Source organism: Pseudomonas sp. HMSC066A08, from assembly GCF_001813025.1.
GTDB classification, from domain to species: domain Bacteria; phylum Pseudomonadota; class Gammaproteobacteria; order Pseudomonadales; family Pseudomonadaceae; genus Pseudomonas; species Pseudomonas aeruginosa.
On record NZ_KV811280.1, the window covers coordinates 61,395 to 80,797 of the forward strand.

15 protein-coding genes are annotated in these 19,403 nt (G+C 67.1%); 8 read left to right on the plus strand and 7 right to left on the minus strand.

Translation table 11 applies throughout. From position 1 onward, the window contains the following. Together HMPREF2886_RS05960 and HMPREF2886_RS05965 are read right to left on the minus strand one after the other, a co-directional pair. Positions 1–1,488, minus strand: a 1,488-nt coding sequence (locus HMPREF2886_RS05960; protein ID WP_070746965.1) for an ABC transporter substrate-binding protein, incomplete at its 3' end; no start/stop codon positions are given. Positions 1,489–1,740: 252 nt separating this feature from the next. Further along, on the minus strand, positions 1,741–2,451 hold the full coding sequence (locus HMPREF2886_RS05965; protein WP_003094423.1) for an SIMPL domain-containing protein: 711 nt from the start codon (positions 2,449–2,451) through the stop codon (positions 1,741–1,743). 276 nt (positions 2,452–2,727) lie between these two features. Here HMPREF2886_RS05965 and HMPREF2886_RS05970 point away from each other — a divergent pair, with 276 nt between their 5' ends. From HMPREF2886_RS05970 to HMPREF2886_RS06005, 8 genes are all read left to right on the plus strand, one after another. After that, on the plus strand, positions 2,728–3,996 hold the full coding sequence (locus HMPREF2886_RS05970) for an ATP-binding protein (RefSeq protein ID WP_003094421.1): 1,269 nt from the start codon (positions 2,728–2,730) through the stop codon (positions 3,994–3,996). Positions 3,997–4,021: 25 nt separating this feature from the next. Continuing rightward, positions 4,022–4,582: a response regulator transcription factor gene (locus HMPREF2886_RS05975; RefSeq protein WP_003094419.1), complete on the plus strand. Its 561-nt coding sequence runs from the start codon at positions 4,022–4,024 to the stop codon at positions 4,580–4,582. A gap of 162 nt (positions 4,583–4,744) precedes the next feature. Further along, entirely contained in the window at positions 4,745–5,554 is an 810-nt protein-coding gene (locus HMPREF2886_RS05980) for a YfaP family protein (protein ID WP_033970511.1), read from the plus strand. 38 nt (positions 5,555–5,592) lie between these two features. Beyond that, positions 5,593–7,362: a DUF2138 domain-containing protein gene (locus tag HMPREF2886_RS05985; RefSeq protein ID WP_070746967.1), complete on the plus strand. Its 1,770-nt coding sequence runs from the start codon at positions 5,593–5,595 to the stop codon at positions 7,360–7,362. After that, positions 7,359–7,997 carry a DUF1175 domain-containing protein gene (locus HMPREF2886_RS05990; RefSeq protein WP_079752150.1) on the plus strand — a complete coding sequence of 213 codons (639 nt, stop codon included), beginning with the start codon at positions 7,359–7,361 and terminating at the stop codon, positions 7,995–7,997. Before HMPREF2886_RS05985 ends, HMPREF2886_RS05990 begins: the two co-directional genes overlap by 4 nt. Positions 7,998–8,023: 26 nt before the next feature. Continuing rightward, positions 8,024–12,574: an alpha-2-macroglobulin MagD gene (gene magD / locus HMPREF2886_RS05995; RefSeq protein WP_070746970.1), complete on the plus strand. Its 4,551-nt coding sequence runs from the start codon at positions 8,024–8,026 to the stop codon at positions 12,572–12,574. After that, entirely contained in the window at positions 12,571–14,220 is a 1,650-nt protein-coding gene (locus HMPREF2886_RS06000; protein WP_079394937.1) for a YfaQ family protein, read from the plus strand. Before magD ends, HMPREF2886_RS06000 begins: the two co-directional genes overlap by 4 nt. Before the next feature lie 4 nt (positions 14,221–14,224). Next, positions 14,225–15,016: a YfaP family protein gene (locus HMPREF2886_RS06005; protein WP_042165360.1), complete on the plus strand. Its 792-nt coding sequence runs from the start codon at positions 14,225–14,227 to the stop codon at positions 15,014–15,016. A 125-nt stretch (positions 15,017–15,141) separates the two neighbouring features. On the opposite strand, the gene HMPREF2886_RS06010 is transcribed toward HMPREF2886_RS06005, so the two are convergent. The 5 genes from HMPREF2886_RS06010 to gatC all read right to left on the minus strand — a co-directional run bounded on the left by HMPREF2886_RS06010 (position 15,142) and on the right by gatC (position 19,306). Continuing rightward, the gene (locus tag HMPREF2886_RS06010; RefSeq protein ID WP_033970516.1) at positions 15,142–15,528 is read right to left on the minus strand and encodes a carboxymuconolactone decarboxylase family protein; all 387 of its coding nucleotides are present in this window, start codon (positions 15,526–15,528) and stop codon (positions 15,142–15,144) included. 31 nt (positions 15,529–15,559) lie between these two features. Further along, on the minus strand, positions 15,560–15,937 hold the full coding sequence (locus tag HMPREF2886_RS06015; protein ID WP_003116225.1) for a septal ring lytic transglycosylase RlpA family protein: 378 nt from the start codon (positions 15,935–15,937) through the stop codon (positions 15,560–15,562). Positions 15,938–15,996: 59 nt separating this feature from the next. Continuing rightward, a complete protein-coding gene (gene gatB, locus HMPREF2886_RS06020) occupies positions 15,997–17,457 on the minus strand; it encodes an Asp-tRNA(Asn)/Glu-tRNA(Gln) amidotransferase subunit GatB (RefSeq protein ID WP_256562490.1) in 1,461 nt (486 codons plus the stop codon). Between the two features lie 91 nt (positions 17,458–17,548). After that, the gene (gatA, locus tag HMPREF2886_RS06025; RefSeq protein ID WP_079387597.1) at positions 17,549–19,003 is read right to left on the minus strand and encodes an Asp-tRNA(Asn)/Glu-tRNA(Gln) amidotransferase subunit GatA; all 1,455 of its coding nucleotides are present in this window, start codon (positions 19,001–19,003) and stop codon (positions 17,549–17,551) included. A gap of 15 nt (positions 19,004–19,018) precedes the next feature. Further along, positions 19,019–19,306 carry an Asp-tRNA(Asn)/Glu-tRNA(Gln) amidotransferase subunit GatC gene (gatC, locus tag HMPREF2886_RS06030; protein ID WP_033970520.1) on the minus strand — a complete coding sequence of 96 codons (288 nt, stop codon included), beginning with the start codon at positions 19,304–19,306 and terminating at the stop codon, positions 19,019–19,021. Positions 19,307–19,403: the final 97 nt, after the last annotated feature.

The following is a 19,403-nucleotide window of genomic DNA, read 5'->3' on the forward strand; positions in this document are numbered from 1 at the left end:
CTTGAGGATGTGCTGGGCCTGCTTGTACAGCTCGGTGCGCTTGCCCTGGTCGGTGGTGCGCTTGGCATCCTTGACCAGCTTGTCGTAGCCGGCGTCGCACCATTTGGAGAAGTTGTTGCCGTCCACCGCGTCGCAGCCGTAGAGGGTGCCGAGCCAGTTGTCCGGGTCGCCGTTGTCGCCGCTCCAGCCGATCAGCATGGCGTCATGCTCGCCGCCCTTGGCGCGCTTGATGTATTCGCCCCATTCGTAGGTGACGATCTTCGCCTTGATACCGATCTTCGCCCAATCGTTCTGCAGCATTTCCGCCATCAGCTTGGCGTTGGGGTTGTAGGGGCGTTGTACCGGCATGGCCCACAGGGTGATCTCGGTGCCTTCGGCGACGCCGGCCTTCTTCAGCAGCTCCCTGGCCTTGGCCGGATCGTAGGGCGCGTCCTTGATGGTCTCGTCGTAGGACCACTGGGTCGGCGGCATGCCGTTGCTGGCCAACTGGCCGGCGCCCTGGTAGACGGCGTCGATGATGGCCTTCTTGTTCACCGCCATGTCCAGCGCCTGGCGTACTTCCAGCTTGTCGAAGGGCTTGTGGGTGACGTTGTAGGCGATGTAGCCGAGGTTGAAGCCGGCCTGCGACGGCAGGTTCAGGTTCGGGTCCTTCTTCAGCGCGTCGAGGTCGGCGGGGCGCGGGTTGAGGGTGATCTGGCACTCGCCGGCCTTGAGCTTCTGCGCGCGCACCGAGGCGTCGGTGTTGATGGCGAAGATCAGGTTGTCGACCTTCACCTCGTCCGGCTTCCAGTAGTCCTTGTTGCCCTTGAAACGGATCTGCGCATCCTTCTGGTAGCGGCTGAACACGAACGGGCCGGTGCCGATCGGCTTCTGGTTGATGTCGCTGGCCTTGCCCTGCTTGAGCAGTTGCGCGGCGTATTCGGCGGACTGGATCGATGGGAAGGGCATCGCCAGGTTCTGGATGAAGGCGGCGTCGACCTCGTTGAGGGTGAACTTCACCCTGTGCTCGTCGAGCTTCTCGACCCTGGCGATGTTCTTGTCCAGGCCCATGTCGGTGAAGTAGGGAAACTCGGTGGGGTAGGCCTTGCGGAACGGATGATCCTTGTCGAGCATGCGTTCGAAGGTGAACAGCACGTCGTCGGCGTTGAATTCGCGGGTCGGCTTGAAGTAGTCGGTGCTGTGGAACTTCACGCCCTTGCGCAGGTGGAAGGTATAGGTCTTGCCGTCGTCGCTGACGTCCCAGCTTTCCGCGAGGCCGGGAAGGACCTTGGTGCCGCCGCGCTCGAACTGGGTCAGGCGGTTGAAGACGGTTTCCGCCGCGGCGTCGAAATCGGTACCGGTGGTGTATTGGGCGGGATCGAAGCCGGCCGGGCTGCCTTCCGAGCAGAAGATCAGGTTGCTGGCGAAGGCCTGGGGAACGGCGGCGACCAGCGCTGCGCCGAGCAGCGAGGGCATGATCGCGGAGCGGATGACGGCGTTTCTACGCATGGAGTGACCTCTGGTTATTTTGATTGTCTGCGAGGGACAGCCTCGTGAGCTGTCTTGCGCGAAGCTATGCAGGGCGTGTGCCGGCCGCAAGCGTCGAGGTCGGTTCAGTGTAGATGTTGTTATCCGATTGAAAGGGAATGTCGCATTTTCGAATTTCCGCAAACGCGACGCAGGCCGCGTTTGCTGCGCGAGAGACAGTGGAAACGCAAGAGGCAGCCCGGAGGCTGCCTCTTGTGGTGCGCGCCGGCCGGATCAGGGCATCTGCACCTCGATCACGCCGTCGGCGTTGACCGTGACCTGGCTGGTTCCTGCCTCGATCTCCGGCGCCTGGGCGCCACCGAAGCTGGCGTCGGCCTTCATCGCCGCCATCCGCATCACCGGGTACGGGCGCGGTGCGCCGGCGCTGTTCACGCTCAGGCTGACCAGCTTGTAGCCCTTGCCGCCGAGCGCCTCGGTGAGCAACTGGGCGCGCTCCTTGAACGCGTCCACGGCGCCTTTCATCAATTGGTCCTCGTTCTTCTTGCGGGTCGCATCGGCGATGCTGAAGTCCATGCCGCCCATCTTCAGCTTGCCCAGCAGGTCGGCGGAAAGCTGGCCGAGGGCGGCGAAGTCGGAGCTTTCCAGGCGCAGCTCGGCGCGCTCGCGCCAGCCGGTGATCTTCTGGCCCTTGTCGTCGTAGACCGGATAGCTGTTGCGACTGCCCAGGCTGATGGTCACGCCCTTGACCTTGCGCGCGTCGGCGACGGCGGCGTTGAGGACGCTGGTGGTCTCGGCGGCGAGCTTGGCCGGATCGCTGCCCTGGTTTTCGCTGTAGAGGGTGACCTGCATCAGGTCGTGGGCCACCTGCTGGCTGACTTCGGCGTGCAGCGAGACCTGGTTGTAGCGCGGCGCTTCCTCGGCGACGGCCGAGAGGCTGGCGGCGCAGAGGGTGACGGCGGCGGCCAGGCGGGAAATCGCAGACATTGGGCAACTCCTTGTACTAAGGCTGAATTCACACTGTAGAGCATCGTTCCGGCAGGCGCGGCAAACACGCCTATACGCCAGTCTTGGACCATGAGACGAAGGCTTTTCCCGGAACGGGTTAGGCGATTTCGGGAAAAACGCGAAATTTACTGATCTGAGCCCTGACAGCGGTCGGCGAAACAGGGCAGGATGGCGATCTGCGAGGTTTCTGAGTCACTTTGCCGCAGAGTTGCCGACAGCGTCTTGGCTATACTCGCGCTTATTCCGGAAGAAAACATGCGCGCACCGGTTTTCCTGCTCTCCGCCAGTCGCCAGAACCTTGGCCGTCTGCTCCTCATCCGTATTCTCGTGCTGGCCGCGCAGGCCGGCTCGGTGGGTTTCGCCTGGCTCTCCGACCTGTTGCCGCTGCCGTGGCTGGCGCTCGGCCTGACCCTTGGCCTGTCCGCCTGCCTGATCCTGTTCACCGCGCTGCGCCTGCGCGCGCCGTGGCCGGTGACCGACCAGGAATACGCGGTACAACTGGCCTGCGACCTGATCATCCACAGCACCTTGCTGTATTACTCGGGCGGCTCGACCAACCCCTTCGTCTCCTATTACCTGGTACCGCTGACCATCGCCGCTGCGACCCTGCCCTGGATCTACTCCATGGTGCTCTCCGGCCTGGCCCTGACCGGCTACACCCTGCTGCTGATCTGGTACCACCCGCTGCACCTGCAGGCGGTTCAGCACGAGGCGATGCTGATCAACCTGCACCTGTTCGGCATGTGGCTGAACTTCGCCCTGTCGGCGGCCTTCATCACCTTCTTCGTGGTGAAGATGTCCGAGGCGCTGCGCTGGCAGGCGCACATGCAGGCCGAGCGGCGCGAGGAAAGCATGCGCGACCAGCAGTTGCTCGCGGTGGCCACCCAGGCGGCCGGTGCCGCGCACGAACTGGGTACGCCGCTGGCGACCATGAGCGTGCTGCTCAACGAGTTGCGCCAGGAGCGCCCGCAGGACCCGACCCTGCAGGAAGACCTGGCATTGCTCCAGGAACAGGTCAAGCAGTGCAAGCACACCCTCCAGCAACTGGTACGGGCGGCCGAGGCCGACCGTCGCCAGGCGATCGAAGAGCAAAGCGCCGCGGAATGGCTGGAATCGGTGCTGCGCCGCTGGCACCTGATGCGTCCGGAGGCCTCCTACCGCTACCAGTGCCTGGGCCTCGGCTCCGCGCCGCGCCTGACCCCGCCGACCGACCTCAGCCAGGCTCTGCTGAACCTGCTGAACAATGCGGCGGACGCCTGTCCCGACGACCTCGACATCCGCCTGGACTGGGACAGCAGCAGTATCTGCCTGAGTATCCGCGACCACGGCGTCGGGGTGCCCCTGGCGATCGCCGAACAGATCGGCAAACCGTTCTTCACCACCAAGGGCAAGGGCTTCGGCCTCGGCCTGTTTCTCAGTCAGGCCAGCGTGACCCGCGCTGGTGGAACGGTGAAGTTGTATAACCACGAAGATGGCGGCACTCTGACCGAACTGCGCTTGCCGCGCAGCTACGGAATGGCTTGAGTGATCCGTCTGAGAGGCCCTGCCTATGTCTGAAGAGCTGCTCTTCGAAGGGGAAGAACATCCCCATCTCCTGCTGGTGGACGACGATCCCACCTTTACCCGGGTCCTGGCGCGGGCCATGAGCCGTCGCGGCCTGCGGGTCAGCACCGCGGGCTCCGCCGAGGAAGGCCTGGCGCTGGCCCAGCAGGATACGCCGGACTATGCCGTGCTCGACCTGAAGATGGAAGGCGACTCCGGCCTGGTGCTGCTGCCGAAGCTGCTGGAGCTGCACGCGGACATGCGGGTGGTGATCCTCACCGGCTATTCCAGCATCGCCACCGCGGTGGAGGCGATCAAGCGCGGCGCCTGCAACTACCTGTGCAAGCCGGCGGATGCCGATGACGTGCTGGCCGCGCTGCTCTCCGAGCACGCCGACCTGGACACCCTGGTGCCGGAAAACCCGATGTCGGTGGATCGCCTGCAATGGGAGCACATCCAGCGCGTGCTCGCCGAGCACGAGGGCAACATCTCCGCCACCGCCCGCGCCCTGGGCATGCATCGACGGACCTTGCAGCGCAAGCTGCAGAAGCGGCCGGTACGGCGCTGAAGCGTAAATGACGCCGGGGGCGCCGCATGGCGCCCCCTGAGCTTTCCGCTTTCCGTCGAATCGCGGTGGATTTCGCACATTCCGCCGGTCGCCGGGGATATCCAGCGGACAGCGCAATCGTTAAGATGCAGCTTTCATGAATCGCACGACCAGGGATTGATCATGCGTATCTTCGGTTCGAGTTCCGGCTGCCTGTCGGTGTTGTTCGGACTGGCCTTCGGGCTGCCTGCACTAGCCGAGCCTTCGGTGGACCTGGATGGTCCGACGGCAGGCTGGCGCTATTCCGGCCTGCTCGAACAGCCCGATGCCCCGCGTGTCGCCTATCCGACTCCGCCCATCGATCGCGGCGGCCAGCGCGGCCGCAGCCTGATCGAAGGACACCTGCGCGAATTGGTCGGCACCGAGCGCGCCCAGCGCCTGGTGGTCAACGGCAATCCTCTCCCTCTCTATACCGACGGCGCCGGGCGCTTCGTCCGCCCCTATGCGTTCGGCCACGGCTCCAACGGCGTCCAGGTCGGCAGCGCCGACGGCAAGATCCTCAAGCGCGTACAGTTCTACGAGGCCAATCGCTCCCAACTGCCGCCGCGCGTGCGCGTGGTGCTGGGTTGGGACGATCCGAAGGCCGAGCTTGACCTGCATATCGTCACCCCCGATGGCCAGCACGCCTACTGGGCGCATCCGCGCTTGAGCAACAGCGGCGGCCTCGATCCGGACGGCGTCGACGGGCCCGGCCCGGAGATGTTCACCATGGGCGCGCCGCTGCACGGCACCTACCTGATCTACGTGAACTACTGGGGCAACCTCAACAACCAGGGCTACAACTTCCAGGCCGGCAGCAACGTACAGGACGTGATCACCGCGCAGGTCAACCTGGTGTTCAACGAAAACAGCGTCGACGAGAAGCACGAGACCTTCGTCGTGCCCCTGCGCACCATCGGCGACCTGGTGCTGGTCAAGACCTTTACCTACTGAAGCATCCCCTCGTACGGATGACACGGGATTAGCGAACCATGAGCGAGAACAACACCCCCAGCCCTGCCAACGGAACCCCTGCGCCCGCCGCTGCGCGCACCCGAAGCGCCCTGTGGCCGGTGCTGGGGATCGTCGCCGCGCTGGCCGCCGGCGGTGTGCTGGCCTGGCAGATGGGCTGGCTGGAGCAGCTCGGCGGAGGGCGCCCGGCCGAAGAGGACCTCGGCCAGCCGATCGGCGCCCAGGCACCCGCGGACGCCGACGCGCCGCGTGCCTACCGCGACCTGCGCAAGCCCGACGCGCTGATCGAGAGCGTGTCGCTGAGCCGCCTGCCGAAGGAAATCCTCGAGGTGCCGTTGCTGCGCGACACCCTGACCGAGGACTTCGTCTTCTATTACGAGAACAATGGCGACCGCCTCGGCCTGACCGGTACGTTGCGGCGGATCATCTACGAGCACGACCTGACCCTGAAGGACAGCCTGGTCGAGGAACTGCTCGACCAACCGGCCCAGGTCGCCCTCTGGCGCGGCGCCGACGGCCGCCTGCGCGACTTCGTGGTGGTGCTCAAGCGCGGCGGCCTGGCGCGGGTGCTCGAGCCGCTGGCCCATATCGCCGCCGACGACCAGCAGTTGCGCAAGGTCGGCGAGCTGGCGGGAACCTCGGTCTATCGCCTGCGCTACGGCAACGACAAGGCGATGCTGTTCCTGTCCAAGGGTGACCGGCTGTTGTTGTTGTCGAACCCACGGATGCTCTTCGACGATGGTGGCGAAAGCGACGACAGCCCGCTGAACGGACCGGCCAGCGAAGACCTGGAGGCACTGCTCGACGGCGACGAGCTGTTCCCCGAGCGCTTCGGCCTGCCGGGCCGCGGTGAGCTGCGCCAGCGCATCACCCTCGATGCAAGCGTCCTGGCCATGGGCTACCAGCGCTTCATCCCGAGCTTCGCCGGGGTGCGCTTCGAGAAGGGCGAGCAGGGCTGGAGCAGCTACCTGGCGCTGAACGAGGTGGAACGCCAGCCGCCGCTGGACTTCGCCCCGGTCTGGCAGGCCATGCCGATGGGCGCCAGCGCCTGCGTGGCGCTGCCGGTCACCCCCGGCCTGTACGGGGTGATGCTGGAGCGCCTGGGGGCCGAGCAGAAGATGGCCCAGGCCTTCTCCGAGCATCTCAGCGGCGCCGCCGGTCTCTGCTGGTACGCCAGTTCGCGGCTGCATTCGCCGCTGTTGGTGGGCCAGTTGAGCGCGCCGGCGAGTGCCGAACTCGACGACGAGCTGGGCAAGCTGTTCGGCCGCGTGATCGGCGCGAAGGAAGCCAAGGTCGAGGGTGGCAGCTTCCCGGTGGACGACCGGGTGGATGGCCAGACCCGCCGCTGGACCCGCCAGGTCAGCTCGAACTTCGGCGCCTATCCGGCCAGCCAGGCGGACAACCCGGACAGCATCAGCGGCCGCGCGTTCTTCCGCATCGGCATGGCGCGCCATGGCCAGACCCTGCTGTTCTCCCTCGACGACCAGTTGCTCGGCAAGGCCCTGGACACCCTCGACAAGCGCTATCCGCCGCTCGCCGAAGTGTTGCCGAAGGATGCGCTGGTGCCAGCCTACCTGGCGCCGCAGCCGCTCTCCGAACTGCTGCAGCGGGAAACCCTCGACAGCCTGCCGCAGGACATGGAGCCGGTATTCCGCAATGCCGCCGACACCTACCTGATGCCGCGCCTGAAAACCCTGGCCGGCAAGGGCAGCTACGCCCTCGGCCTGCCTGCCGGAAGCCAGGCCAACGCGCCGTGGCAATGGCTGCCGCTGGAATGGCGGTCACTGTGAGACGCCTGACTGCCTTCGGCCTGGCGCTGTTCCTGCTGGCCAGTGGCGTTGCCCGCGGCGAGCCCGCGGTAGCGCTCGACCCGCAGCAATCGCAGGTGTTCCGCGCCTGGTTCGTGCGCATCGCCCAGGAACAGTTGCGCCAAGGGCCGAGTCCGCGCTGGCACCAGCAGGACTGCGCCGGCCTGGTGCGCTTCGCCGCCAACGAGGCGCTGAAAGTCCACGATGGCAAGTGGCTGCGCGCCAACGGCCTGTCCAACCGCTACCTGCCCCCGGAGCTGGTGCTCAGTCCCGAGCAACGGCGCCTGGCGCAGAACTGGCAGCAGGGGGGCGGCCAGGTCGGGCCCTACGTGAATGCGATCAAGCTGGTGCAGTTCAACAGCCGGCTGGTCGGTCGCGACCTCAACCAGGCGCGCCCCGGCGACCTGATGTTCTACGACCAGGGCGACGACCAGCACCTGATGATCTGGATGGGTCGCTCCATCGCCTATCACACCGGCAGCAGTACCCCGACCGACAACGGCATGCGCTCGGTCAGCCTGCAACAACTCATGACATGGAAGGACACCCGATGGATCCCCGACGAATCCAATCCCAACTTTATCGGCATCTATCGGCTGGCTTTCCTCTCTCAATGAATCGCGTCCCAGTGAAGACCACAGCAATGAGCAACCTGCGCCGTTTCAGCCGTAGCCTGGCGGTCGCCGCCCTGGTCCTGCTGCCGTTCGCCGCCGTCCAGGCGGAAGACACGGTGGAACCGAGCGGCTACACGCCGATGGCCGGCGAATCCTTCTTCCTGCTCGCCGACAGCAGCTTCGCCACCGACGAGGAAGCGCGGGTCCGTCTCGAAGCGCCCGGCCGCGACTACCGGCGCTACCGCATGGAGCCCTATGGCGGGGTCGACGTGCGCCTGTACCGGATCGAACAGCCGCTGGAGTTCCTCAAGCGGCAGAAGAACCTGCACCGGGTACTGGCCGAGGGGCAGTTCAAGGGCGAAGGTCTGTCGAACACCCTGGCCTATCTCTGGGACAACTGGTATCGCAAGTCGCGCCGGGTGATGCAGCGCGCCTTCTCCTACGAGTCGCGGCAACAGGTCACCGAGGCGGTGCCCGAGCTGAAGATGGGCAACGCCATGACCGCGCCGACGCCCTACGACGCGCAGCCGCAATACGCGCCGATTCCCGGCCTGCCGCTGGTCAGCCAGTTCCGCTATCCGCTGTGGGACGCCAAGCCCATCGAGCCGCCGCAGGACGTCAAGCTGGCCGGTTCCTCCAGCGAGTTCATCAACGTCGTGCCGGGCAATGTCTACATCCCGCTGGGCAAGCTGAAGCCGGGCCTGTACCTGGTCGAGGCGCTGGTCGGCAAGTACCGCGCCACCACCGTGGTGTTCGTCTCCAACAGCGTGGCGGTGAGCAAGGTCGCCGGCGACGAGCTGCTGGTCTGGACCGCACGCAAGCACGAAGGCACCCCGGTGCCCGACACCAAGGTGCTGTGGACCGACGGCCTGGGCGTGATGAGCAGCGGCAACACCGACGCCGACGGCCTGCTGCGGCTCAAGCACGCCAGTCCGGAGCGTTCCTACGTGATCGGCGAGGACCGCGAGGGCGGGGTCTTCGTCTCCGAGAATTTCTATTACGACAGCGAGATCTACGACACCAAGATCTATGCCTTCACCGACCGTCCGCTGTACCGGCCGGGCGACTGGGTCTCGTTGAAGATGGTCGGCCGCGAGTTCAAGGACGCCCGTCAATCCCAGGCCGCCGCCAGCGCGCCGGTGCGCCTGAGCGTGATCGACGCCAGCGGCACGGTATTGCAAAGCCTGGACCTCCGCTTCGACGCGAAGAGCGGCGCCAATGGCCGCTTCCAACTGCCGGAGAACGCCGTCGCCGGCGGCTACGAGTTGCGCTTCGACTACCGCGGGCAGACCTACAGCAGCGCCTTCCGCGTCGCCGAATACATCAAGCCGCACTTCGAAGTCGCCCTTGACCTGGCCAAGCCGGACTTCAAGACCGCCGAGCCGGTGAAGGGCGAGATCGTCCTGCTCTATCCGGACGGCAAGCCGGTGGCCAACGCGCGCCTGCAACTGAGCCTGCGCGCCCAGCAGTTGTCGATGGTGGACAACGAACTGCAGTATCTCGGCCAGTTCCCGGTGGAACTGAGCAGCACCGAACTGACCACCGACGGCAAGGGCCGTGCCGCCATCGAATTGCCGGCGGCCGAGAAACCCAGTCGCTACATGCTGACCATCTTCGCCAGCGACGGCGCCGCCTACCGGGTCAAGACCAGCAAGGAGATCCTCATCGAGCGCGGTGCCGCGCGCTACCGCCTGAGCGCGCCGCAGCGCTTCAGCGCCGCCGGCGAGAAGGTCGGGTTCAGCTATGCCAGCGAACAGCCGACTCCGCTCAAGCCGAGCAGCTACCAGTGGATCCGCCTGGAGGACCGCGCCACCGACAGCGGTCCGGTCGCCGACGGCCGCTTCGCGCTGACCTTCGAGCGCCCCGGTACCTATTCCGTGGAGCTGCGCGACGACAAGGGCCAGCTCCTTGGCGCCACCGGCCACTCGGTGAGCGGCGAGGGCGTGAAGTCGGTGCCGGGCACCGTCGAGGTGGTGTTCGACAAGCCCGAGTACCGCACGGGCGAGGAAGCCTCCGCACTGATCACCTTCCCCGAGCCGGTGGAGGATGCACTGTTGTCCCTGGAGCGCGACAAGGTCGAGGCCACCGCCCTGCTGTCCAAGGGCGCCGACTGGCTGCGCCTGGAAAAGCTCAATCCGACCCAGTACCGCGTGCGGATCCCGGTGCGCGAGGAGTTCTCGCCGAACCTGACCTTCTCGGTGCTCTACACCAAGGGCGGCGACTACAGCTTCCAGAACGCCGGGATCAAGGTCGGCATGCCCCAGGTGGAGATCGACATCGCCACCGACAAGGAGCGCTACGAACCGGGCGAGACGGTGACCGTGACCCTGGCCACGCGCTTCGCCGGCAAACCGGTTTCCAGCCACCTGACCGTCAGCGTGGTGGATGAGATGGTCTATGCCCTGCAGGCGGAGATCGCCCCCGGCATCGACCAGTTCTTCTACCATCCACGGCGCAACAACGTACGCACCAGCGCCAGCCTGGCCTTCATCAGCTACGACGTGGCGTTGCCCGGCAGCACCAGCGTACCCGGACGGGCGAACCGCAGCGAGCGCGGCGTCAAGGTACTGGAGCGGCCACGCCGCGAGGATGTCGACACCGCCGCCTGGCAGCCGGAGCTGGTCACCGACGCCCAGGGCAAGGCCAGCTTCAGCTTCCGCATGCCCGACTCGCTGACCCGCTGGCGGATCACCGCACGGGCCATCGACGACAACGGCCAGGTCGGCCAGAAGAAGCAGTTCCTTCGCTCGGAGAAGCCGCTGTACCTGAAGTGGAGTGGGCCGACCCGCTTCCGCCAGGGTGACCAGCCCGACCTCGGCCTGTTCGTCTTCAACCAGGGCGAACAGCCGGTCAAGGCCGAGCTGCTCAGCGGGCCGCCTGGCAGCCAGCGCAGCCAGACCCTGGAGCTGGCCAAGGGAGTCAACTACATTCCGCTGGCGCAACAGCCGCTCAGCGATGGCGACTGGAGCGCCGAGCTGCGCCAGGACGGGCAGGTCCGCGACCGCCTGGCGGTGCGCTTCAACCTGCTGGCCGACGGCTGGCAGGTGGAGCAGGCGCAGAACCTCAGCCTGGCGGCGGCGAGCAACCCGCTGCAATTGCCGGCGGACGCCCGCGACGTACGCCTGCGCCTGGCCGATGGCCCGGCCGCGGCCTACCTGGGCAATCTCGATGATCTGCTGGAGTATCCCTACGGCGGCGTCGAGCAGACCGCCAGCCAACTGCTGCCGCTGAGCATCGCCTATCCGGCGCTGGCCGGCGGCGAGCCGCGGATTCGCGACCGCCTGCGCCTGATCATGCAGAACAGTCGCCTGCGCCTGGTGCAAATGGCCGGCCCGGACGCCTGGTTCGCCTGGTGGGGCGGCGACGTCGATGGCGACGCTTTCCTCACCGCCTACGCCTACTACGCCGACTGGTACGCCAGCCGCGCACTGGAGATCCAACTGCCCGCCGAACACTGGCAGCGCATCCTCGAGCCCTACGCCAAGCAGGCGACGCAGACCCCGCTGCTGCAGCGAGCGCTGATCCTGGCTTTCGCCCGCGACATGCAGTTGCCGGTGAACACCCTGCTCGGCGGCCTGCTCAACGATCTGTCCAGCGCCGGCGAAGGGCAGGCGCGTGCGGAGCCGCTCGAGGCCGACGACGGCCTGGTGCTGGGCGACCCGGACTCGCCCGTCGGCCTGGCCGCGGCGCGAGTGCTGGCGGTGGACCTTGCACGGCAACTGCGGGTCGCGGTGCCCGCGCCGCTGGCCGCGCAGGCCGAGACGGCGACGCAACGCCTGCGTGAGGCCGGCTGGCCGTTCACCGATGCCTTGCTGGCCTCTCGCTCGGCCGTGGACGGCCAGCAGGCCAGCGCTCTGCTGCAACGCCTGGCGCCGGCGCAATCGACCCTGGAACGCGCCCTGGCCCTGACCTGGCTGCAGGGTGCCTTGGCCCAGGCGCCGCAGGGCAAGCTGCCGCAGCCGCCGAAGGACTGGCAGGCGCAGCGCGGCGCCACCGGCGAAACCTACTGGCAATGGCGCGGCCGCGGCATTCCGAGCTGGGTCGACCTGGACGAGGCGCCGGCCCGCCCGTTGCCGGTTGCGCTCAGCTACCGCAGCGCCCAGGCGCCGAGCGGGCAACTGCCGGTGCAGATCAGCCGTCGTCTGCTGCGCCTGGTACCCGGAGAGGAGGCGTTCGAGTTCAAGGTCGAGGAGGTCGGCGACAAGCCGCTTTCCAGCGACGAACTGTATCTCGACGAAGTGACCCTGAACGTTCCGGAAGACACCGCTCTACGCTACGGCATGCTGGAACTGCCGCTGCCGCCCGGCGCGGATGTCGAGCGCACCACCTGGGGCATCAAGATCAGCGGCCTGGCTGGCGACGAGGCGACCACCCTGGAGCGCGCGCGCAACGAACCGGGCGATCTGTTCTATGGGGTGCCGGTGGACAGCCTGAGTGGCGAGCAGCGTTTCCGTCACCTGGTGCGTTTCTCCCAGAAAGGCAGCTTCAACCTGCCACCGGCCCGCTACCTGCGTCTCTACGCGCCGGAACAGCAGGCCCTGGAAGCCAAGCCGGCGCTGGCCAAGGTCAAGGTCGAGTGATTGCGTTGCGCGCCTGGCTGGTCCTGCTGTGCGCCGTGCCGTTGCTGCTTCGCGCAGCGGAGGCGCCGGTCCAGCTGGCCTGGCGCACGACCCAGGGCTACGAACTGGTGAGCCTGGATCGCCAGCGGGTGCTCGAGCGCCGGCCGTTGCCGGCCGATTTGCAGGCTCCGCTGGGCAGCTTGTGGAAACTGTTCGTCTTCGCCTGGCTGAGCGACACTGGCCAGGCCGAGCCGCCCTATGCCTGCCAGGGGCGCAGCCGCGAGGAGGTCTACTGCTGCGAGAATGGCCAGACGATCGGTCGTGACCGCGCCCTGGTGCGCTCCTGCGGGCTGTATTTCGAGCCGCAGCGCCTCGCCTTGCGGCCGGAGGCCTGGCGCGACTACTGGCAGGCGCGCCAGGCACCGGCCTGGTTGCTCGACCTGGAACGGCTGCAACCGCAGACGCGGGTGCCGGTTAAGGAGCTTCTGGAACAGTTGCAGCAACTGCCGGCCCAGGGCGAGGCGCGGCGGGTACTGCTCGACGTGGCGTTGCAGGCCGACGATGGCCATGCCGTGGCCAGCCTTGGCGGCCGCCTGCGGGTGAAGACCTGGAGCTGGCTCGACGACCATGACCCGCAGGCGCGCCAGGGCGGTTTCGCCGGCTGGCTGGTCGATGGAACGCCGCTCTGGCTCGGCGGCCCGGGAACCAGCAAGGTGATCCTGGACCGCTACGCCGAGGTGCTCGGGCGCTTCCTGCCGAGTCCGTGGCCGGCCGATCCGGGCCGTTGCGTGGAAGTGAACCTGTTCAGCCGCTATCCGCTGCGTTCGGTCAGCGATCCCGCCGGCCACCCGGCCTCCGAAGGCCTGCTGAATGGTCCGCAGCAAGTGCTCTTCGCCAACGGCAATCGCCTGGACATCGCCAGCGCCGGCGACCTCTTCCTGCAACGGGTGGATGGCGTGCCGCGCCTGGTCGCGCGGGTTTCGCGCGAAGAGTACGTGGCGCGGGTGCTGGAGCGCGAAGCCTCGGCGCAGCCGAAGGAAGCCGCTCGCGCGCTGGCGGTGACCATTCGCACCTATCTGTTGCAAAACGCCGCGCCGCGCGGCGAGTGCCTGGCCATCGATGACAGCAGCCAGCGCCAGCGCGTGGCGCCGCGCCCGGCCAGCGCGCCGACGCGGCGGATCGCCGCCTGGAGCGCCGACCTGGTGCTGGCCGGGGCGACCGTCAACTATCACTCCGACCAGCCAGGCCCGGCGCGCCTGTCCTGGAAGCACGCGGTGGAGCAAGCCGGGCAGGGACTGGGCTACGACAGCATCCTCGCCCAGGCTTTCCCGCGCAGCAGCCTGAGCCGCTGGGACAACCCGGTGGCCGCCTGCCAGCCGTTGCCGGCTGCCGAAGACTGGCTGCGCAAGCAGCGCCGGCAGTGGCGCGAGCGCCTCGACCGCGAGCCCGGCTACGAGGAGATTCCGAGTTTTTCCGTGTGCCGCCTGGCTTCCGGGCGGCCCTATGTCGATCGCGAGCGCGAACGCATCTTCGTCCGCGGCCTGTATTCCCTACAGGAACGCCTGGACCTTACCCACGAATACCTGCACCTGGCCTTCCGCGCCCATCCCAGCGGCCAGGACGAAAACTATGTCGAAAGCCTGGCCCGGCGCCTGCTACTGGAATGACTCCATGAACCGAATGTCCCTTGCCGCCCTGCTCAGTTGCCTTCCCCTCGTCGCCTGGGCGGACAACCCCGTGAAACTGGATACGCCGGTCTCCGGCTGGCGCGCCGGCGACGGTTCCGCCGCCAATTACCGGCAGGTGGTGAACTACCCGGCGTCCTCGGTCAACGTCGCCGCCGACCAGGCGACCACCGCGCGCATTCGCGGCGCGATCGAGGCCCAACCCAAGGATCGTCCGGCGACGCTGGTGGTGAACGGTGTGAGCATGCCGCTGAAGGTGGATGCCGATGGCAGCTTCGATCGCCCGTTCGCCTTCCCGTCCGGCAGCAACAGCGTCGAGGTGCGCAACGCCGCCGGGCAGTCGCGACGGGTCCAGTTCTATCACGGTGGCGGCGGCGGGGAAGTGCCGGCCAAGCTGCGCGTGCTGCTGTCCTGGGACAGCGACAACACCGACCTCGATCTGCACCTGGTGACCCCGGACGGCGACCATGTCTGGTACGGCAACCGTTCGCTGGCCAACGGCGCGACCCTGGATGTCGACGTCACCACCGGCTACGGACCGGAAATCATCGCCACGCCGACGCCGCAGAAGGGGCCCTACCTGGTCTACGTCAACTACTTCGGCGGTGGCTACGGCAGCAGCGAGGATGGCGCCGAACAGGCCGCCCAGGACCTGACCACGGCGCGCATCACCCTGGTCACCGAAGAGGGCACGCCGAACGAGAAACAGGAAACCTTCCTGGTGCCGATGCGCAAGCCTGGCGAGCTGACGCTGGTGAAGCGCTTCAGTTATCCGTAGGCGCCTGCGCTCGGTCCCGTAGGGCGGATAACGCCCCTGGCGTTATTCGCCGTCGCTCAGGCATCGGCGTTACCAACCGCGTGGCATGACGGCGGCGCTCATGCCGCTGCGAATGGCTCCTGGGCTCAGGCGGGCTGTTCGTCCTGCCAGGTATCGATCGCTTCCTGCGCCGCACGGAACGCATCGATCGCCGCCGGCACCCCGGCATAGACCGCGCAGTGCAGCAGCGCTTCGCGGATTTCCTCCACCGTGCAGCCGTTGTTCAGCGCGCCGCGCACGTGCCCCTTGAGCTCCTGCGGGCATTTCAGGGCGGTCAGGGCGGCCAGGGTGATCAGGCTGCGGGTCTTGCGCGGCAGCGTATCGCGGGCCCAGACCGAGCCCCAGGCATGTTCGTTGACGAAGTCCTGCAACGGCTGGGTGAAGGCGGTGGCGTTGCCCATGGCGCGCTCGACGAAGGCGTCGCCCATGACTTCACGTCGGATCTCCAGGCCGGTCTTGCCTTGTTCGCTCATCGGAAGGTTCCTGTCGTGGGTAGAAGGTGGCTCAATCCAGCGACTCTATCCGAACCGGCGCCACGCCGCTGCGGATCATACCCAGGCCTTCGGCGGCCTTGCGCGATACATCGATGATCCGTCCGCGGCGGAACGGCCCGCGATCGTTGATCCGCACCACTACGCTGCGGCGGTTGTCGAGGTTGGTTACCCGCACGCGGGTACCGAACGGCAACGTGCGGTGGGCAGCGGTCATTGCGTTGGGGTTGTAGCGCTCGCCGCTGGCGGTACGCAGGCCTGCGTGGCGGCTGCCGTAGTAGGAGGCTTCGCCGGTATCCGCGGAACCGCTGCCGGCGAGGCTGGAGCAGCCGGCGAGGAACAGGGGCAGGACGGCGAGGGCGAGGCGCGCGGCGGCGGATGGGGTGGGCATGGACAACAGGCTCCTGGCGGACAAGAAGACGCCGGGCGAACCCGGCGTCTGGCTTTGACTCACGCTTCGAGCTTTTTCTTCAGCAACTCGTTCACCTGCTGCGGGTTGGCCTTGCCTTTCGAGGCCTTCATCGCCTGGCCGACGAAGAAGCCGAACATCTTGCCGCGCTTGGCCTCGTCGGCGGCGCGGTACTGCTCGACCTGCTCGGTGTTGGCCGCCAGCACCTCGTCGAGCATCTTCTCGATGGCGCCACTGTCGGTGACCTGCTTCAGGCCCTTGGCCTCGATGATCTGGTCGGCGGAACCCTCGCCGTTGGCCATGGCTTCGAAGACCATCTTGGCGATCTTGCCGGAGATGGTGTTGTCCTTGATGCGCAGGATCATGCCGCCCAGTTGCTCGGCGGACACCGGAGACTGCTCGATCTCCAGGCCGTCCTTGTTGAGCAGGCTGCCCAGCTCGACCATCACCCAGTTGGCCGCGAGCTTGGCGTCGCCGCAGATGCCCTGGACCTTCTCGAAGTAGTCGGCCATCTCGCGGCTGGCGGACAGCACGCTGGCATCGTAGGCGGACAGGCCGTACTGGCTCTCGAAGCGTTCGCGCTTCTGCACCGGCAGTTCCGGCAGTTGCTCGCGCAGCTTCGCCAGGTACTCGGGCTCGATGACCACCGGCAGCAGGTCGGGGCAGGGGAAGTAACGGTAGTCGTTGGCTTCTTCCTTGCCGCGCATGGAGCGGGTCTCGTCCTTGTTCGGGTCGTACAGGCGGGTTTCCTGGACCACCTTGCCGCCGTCCTCGATCAGCTCGATCTGGCGCTGGATCTCATGGTTGATCGCCTTCTCGATGAAGCGGAAGGAGTTGACGTTCTTGATCTCGGCGCGGGTGCCGAATTCGGCCTGGCCCTTCGGTCGCACCGAGACGTTGCAGTCGCAGCGCAGCGAGCCCTCGGCCATGTTGCCGTCGCAGATGCCCAGGTAGCGCACCAGGGCGTGGATCGCCTTGACGTAGGCCACGGCTTCCTTGGCGCTGCGGATGTCCGGCTCGGAAACGATCTCCAGCAGCGGCGTGCCGGCGCGGTTCAGGTCGATGCCGCTCATGCCCTGGAAGTCTTCGTGCAGGCTCTTGCCGGCGTCCTCCTCCAGGTGCGCGCGGGTGATGCCGATGCGCTTGGTGGTGCCGTCTTCCAGGGTGATGTCGAGATGGCCCTTGCCGACGATGGGGTGGTCCATCTGGCTGGTCTGGTAGCCCTTCGGCAGGTCGGGGTAGAAGTAGTTCTTGCGGGCGAACACGTTCTGCCGGTCGATCCGTGCGTCGATCGCCAGGCCGAACAGGCAGGCCATGCGTACGGCCTCCTCGTTGAGCACCGGCAGGGTGCCCGGCATGGCCAGGTCGACCAGGCTGGCTTGGGTATTCGGCGCGGCGCCGAAGGCGGTCGAGCTGCCGGAGAAGATCTTCGATTGGGTGGCGAGCTGTGCGTGGATTTCCAGCCCGATCACGGTTTCCCATTGCATGTGGTGTTCCTCAATCCTTCTGTGCCTGCGCAGTCCCGCTGCCGACCCTGCGGGTCGCCCTCTCCGCGCCGGGAGAGGGGAGGGGACTGCGTGGCGTTGCCATGGCTTAGAAGCCGGCCGGGGTGCGGGTGTGCCAGTCGCTGACCTGCTGGTACTGGTGCGCGACGTTGAGCAGGCGGCCTTCCTGGAAGTAGGGCGCGAGCAACTGGACACCCACCGGCAGGCCGTCGACGAAGCCGGCGGGCATGGACAGCCCCGGCAGGCCGGCGAGGTTGGCGGTGATGGTGTAGATGTCTTCCAGGTACTGGGAAACCGGGTCGTCGTTCTTCTCGCCGATCTTCCAGGCCGGGTTCGGCGTGGTCGGGCCGAGGATCACGTCCACTTCGGCAAAGGCGCTGACGAAGTCGTTCTTGATCAGCCGGCGAATCTTCTGAGCCTGCAGGTAATAGGCATCGTAGTAGCCGGCCGAGAGTGCGTAGGTGCCGACCATGATGCGGTTCTTCACTTCGCTGCCGAAGCCTTCCGCGCGCGAGCGCTTGTACAGGTCTTCCAGGTTCTGCGGGGCGTCGCAACGATAGCCATAGCGCACGCCGTCGAAGCGCGACAGGTTGGAGGACGCCTCGGCCGGCGCGATCACGTAGTAGGCCGGGATGGCGTGCTGCATGTTCGGCAGGGAAATGTCCTTCACCGTGGCGCCGAGCGTCTTCAGCTCCTCGACCACGGCCAGCACCGCGTCGGCGATGCGGCTGTCGAGGCCGGCGCCGAAGTATTCCCGCGGCAGGCCGATGCGCAGGCCGCTCAGCGGCTTCTGCAGGGCGGCCAGGTAGTCGTCCACCGGCTGTTCGACGCTGGTCGAGTCCTTCGGATCGAATCCGGCCATCACCCCCAGCATCAGCGCGCAGTCCTCGGCGGTGCGCGCCAGCGGGCCGCCCTGGTCGAGGCTGGAGGCGTAGGCGATCATGCCCCAGCGGGAAACCCGGCCGTAGGTTGGCTTGATCCCGGTGAGGTTGGTCAGCGCCGCCGGCTGGCGGATCGAGCCGCCGGTATCGGTGCCGGTGGCGGCCGGCAGCAGGCGCGCGGCGACTGCCGCGGCGGAACCGCCGGAGGAGCCGCCCGGCACGCGGTCGAGGCTCCAGGGGTTCTTCACCGCGCCGTAGTGGCTGGACTGGTTCGACGAGCCCATGGCGAATTCGTCCATGTTCAGCTTGCCGAGGGTAACGGTGCCGGCGGCGGCGAGCTTCTCGACCACGGTGGCGTCGTAGGGCGAGACGAAGTTGTCGAGCATCTTCGAACCGCAGCTGGTGCGTACGCCCTGGGTGCAGAACAGGTCCTTGTGGGCGATCGGCGCGCCGAGCAGGGCGCCGTGCTCGCCGTTGGCGCGCCGTTCGTCGGCTGCCTTGGCCTGGGCGATGGCCAGGTCGTCGGTGATGCTGATGAAACTGTTGAGCTGGGGATCCAGCTGCCGGATGCGACCGAGCAGGGTGCGGGTCAGCTCTTCGGCGGAAAATTGCTTGTCGGCGAGGGCGCGGGCGATCTCGGCGAGGGTCAATTGATGCAGCATGTGTCCGCGTCCTTATTACTCGATGACTTTCGGAACCAGGTACAGACCTTCTTCCACGGCGGGGGCGATGGCCTGGTAGGCGTCGCGGTGATCGGTCTCGGTGACCGCGTCCGGGCGCAGGCGCTGGGTGGCTTCCAGCGGGTGGGCGAGCGGTTCGACACCGCTGGTGTCGACCGCCTGCATCTGGTCGATCAGGCCGAGGATGTTGTTCAGGGTCTCGGTGGTGCGCGGAAGATCGGCCTCGCTCAGGCCCAGGCGGGCGAGATGGGCGATTTTTTCCACGTCGGAGCGTTCAAGCGCCATCGGGAGTCTCCAGCAAAAGCGGCCTTGGAAGGGCGGCGGGGCGCCATGCGTTATATAAGGCAGGGAACGGATGCCGCGGTCGGCGGTCTAATTCCGC

Excerpts from the sequence above, each read along its gene's own strand:
- HMPREF2886_RS05975 (WP_003094419.1), top strand. The coding sequence starts at position 4,022 with ATGTCTGAAGAGCTGCTCTTCGAAGGGGAAGAACATCCCCATCTCCTG.
- gatA (WP_079387597.1), bottom strand. The coding sequence starts at position 19,003 with ATGCTGCATCAATTGACCCTCGCCGAGATCGCCCGCGCCCTCGCCGAC.
- gatC (WP_033970520.1), bottom strand. The coding sequence starts at position 19,306 with ATGGCGCTTGAACGCTCCGACGTGGAAAAAATCGCCCATCTCGCCCGC.
- HMPREF2886_RS05985 (WP_070746967.1), top strand. The coding sequence starts at position 5,593 with ATGAGCGAGAACAACACCCCCAGCCCTGCCAACGGAACCCCTGCGCCC.
- HMPREF2886_RS05970 (WP_003094421.1), top strand. The coding sequence starts at position 2,728 with ATGCGCGCACCGGTTTTCCTGCTCTCCGCCAGTCGCCAGAACCTTGGC.
- HMPREF2886_RS06010 (WP_033970516.1), bottom strand. The coding sequence starts at position 15,528 with ATGAGCGAACAAGGCAAGACCGGCCTGGAGATCCGACGTGAAGTCATG.
- HMPREF2886_RS05980 (WP_033970511.1), top strand. The coding sequence starts at position 4,745 with ATGCGTATCTTCGGTTCGAGTTCCGGCTGCCTGTCGGTGTTGTTCGGA.
- HMPREF2886_RS06005 (WP_042165360.1), top strand. The coding sequence starts at position 14,225 with ATGAACCGAATGTCCCTTGCCGCCCTGCTCAGTTGCCTTCCCCTCGTC.
- HMPREF2886_RS05965 (WP_003094423.1), bottom strand. The coding sequence starts at position 2,451 with ATGTCTGCGATTTCCCGCCTGGCCGCCGCCGTCACCCTCTGCGCCGCC.
- HMPREF2886_RS06015 (WP_003116225.1), bottom strand. The coding sequence starts at position 15,937 with ATGCCCACCCCATCCGCCGCCGCGCGCCTCGCCCTCGCCGTCCTGCCC.
- magD (WP_070746970.1), top strand. The coding sequence starts at position 8,024 with ATGAGCAACCTGCGCCGTTTCAGCCGTAGCCTGGCGGTCGCCGCCCTG.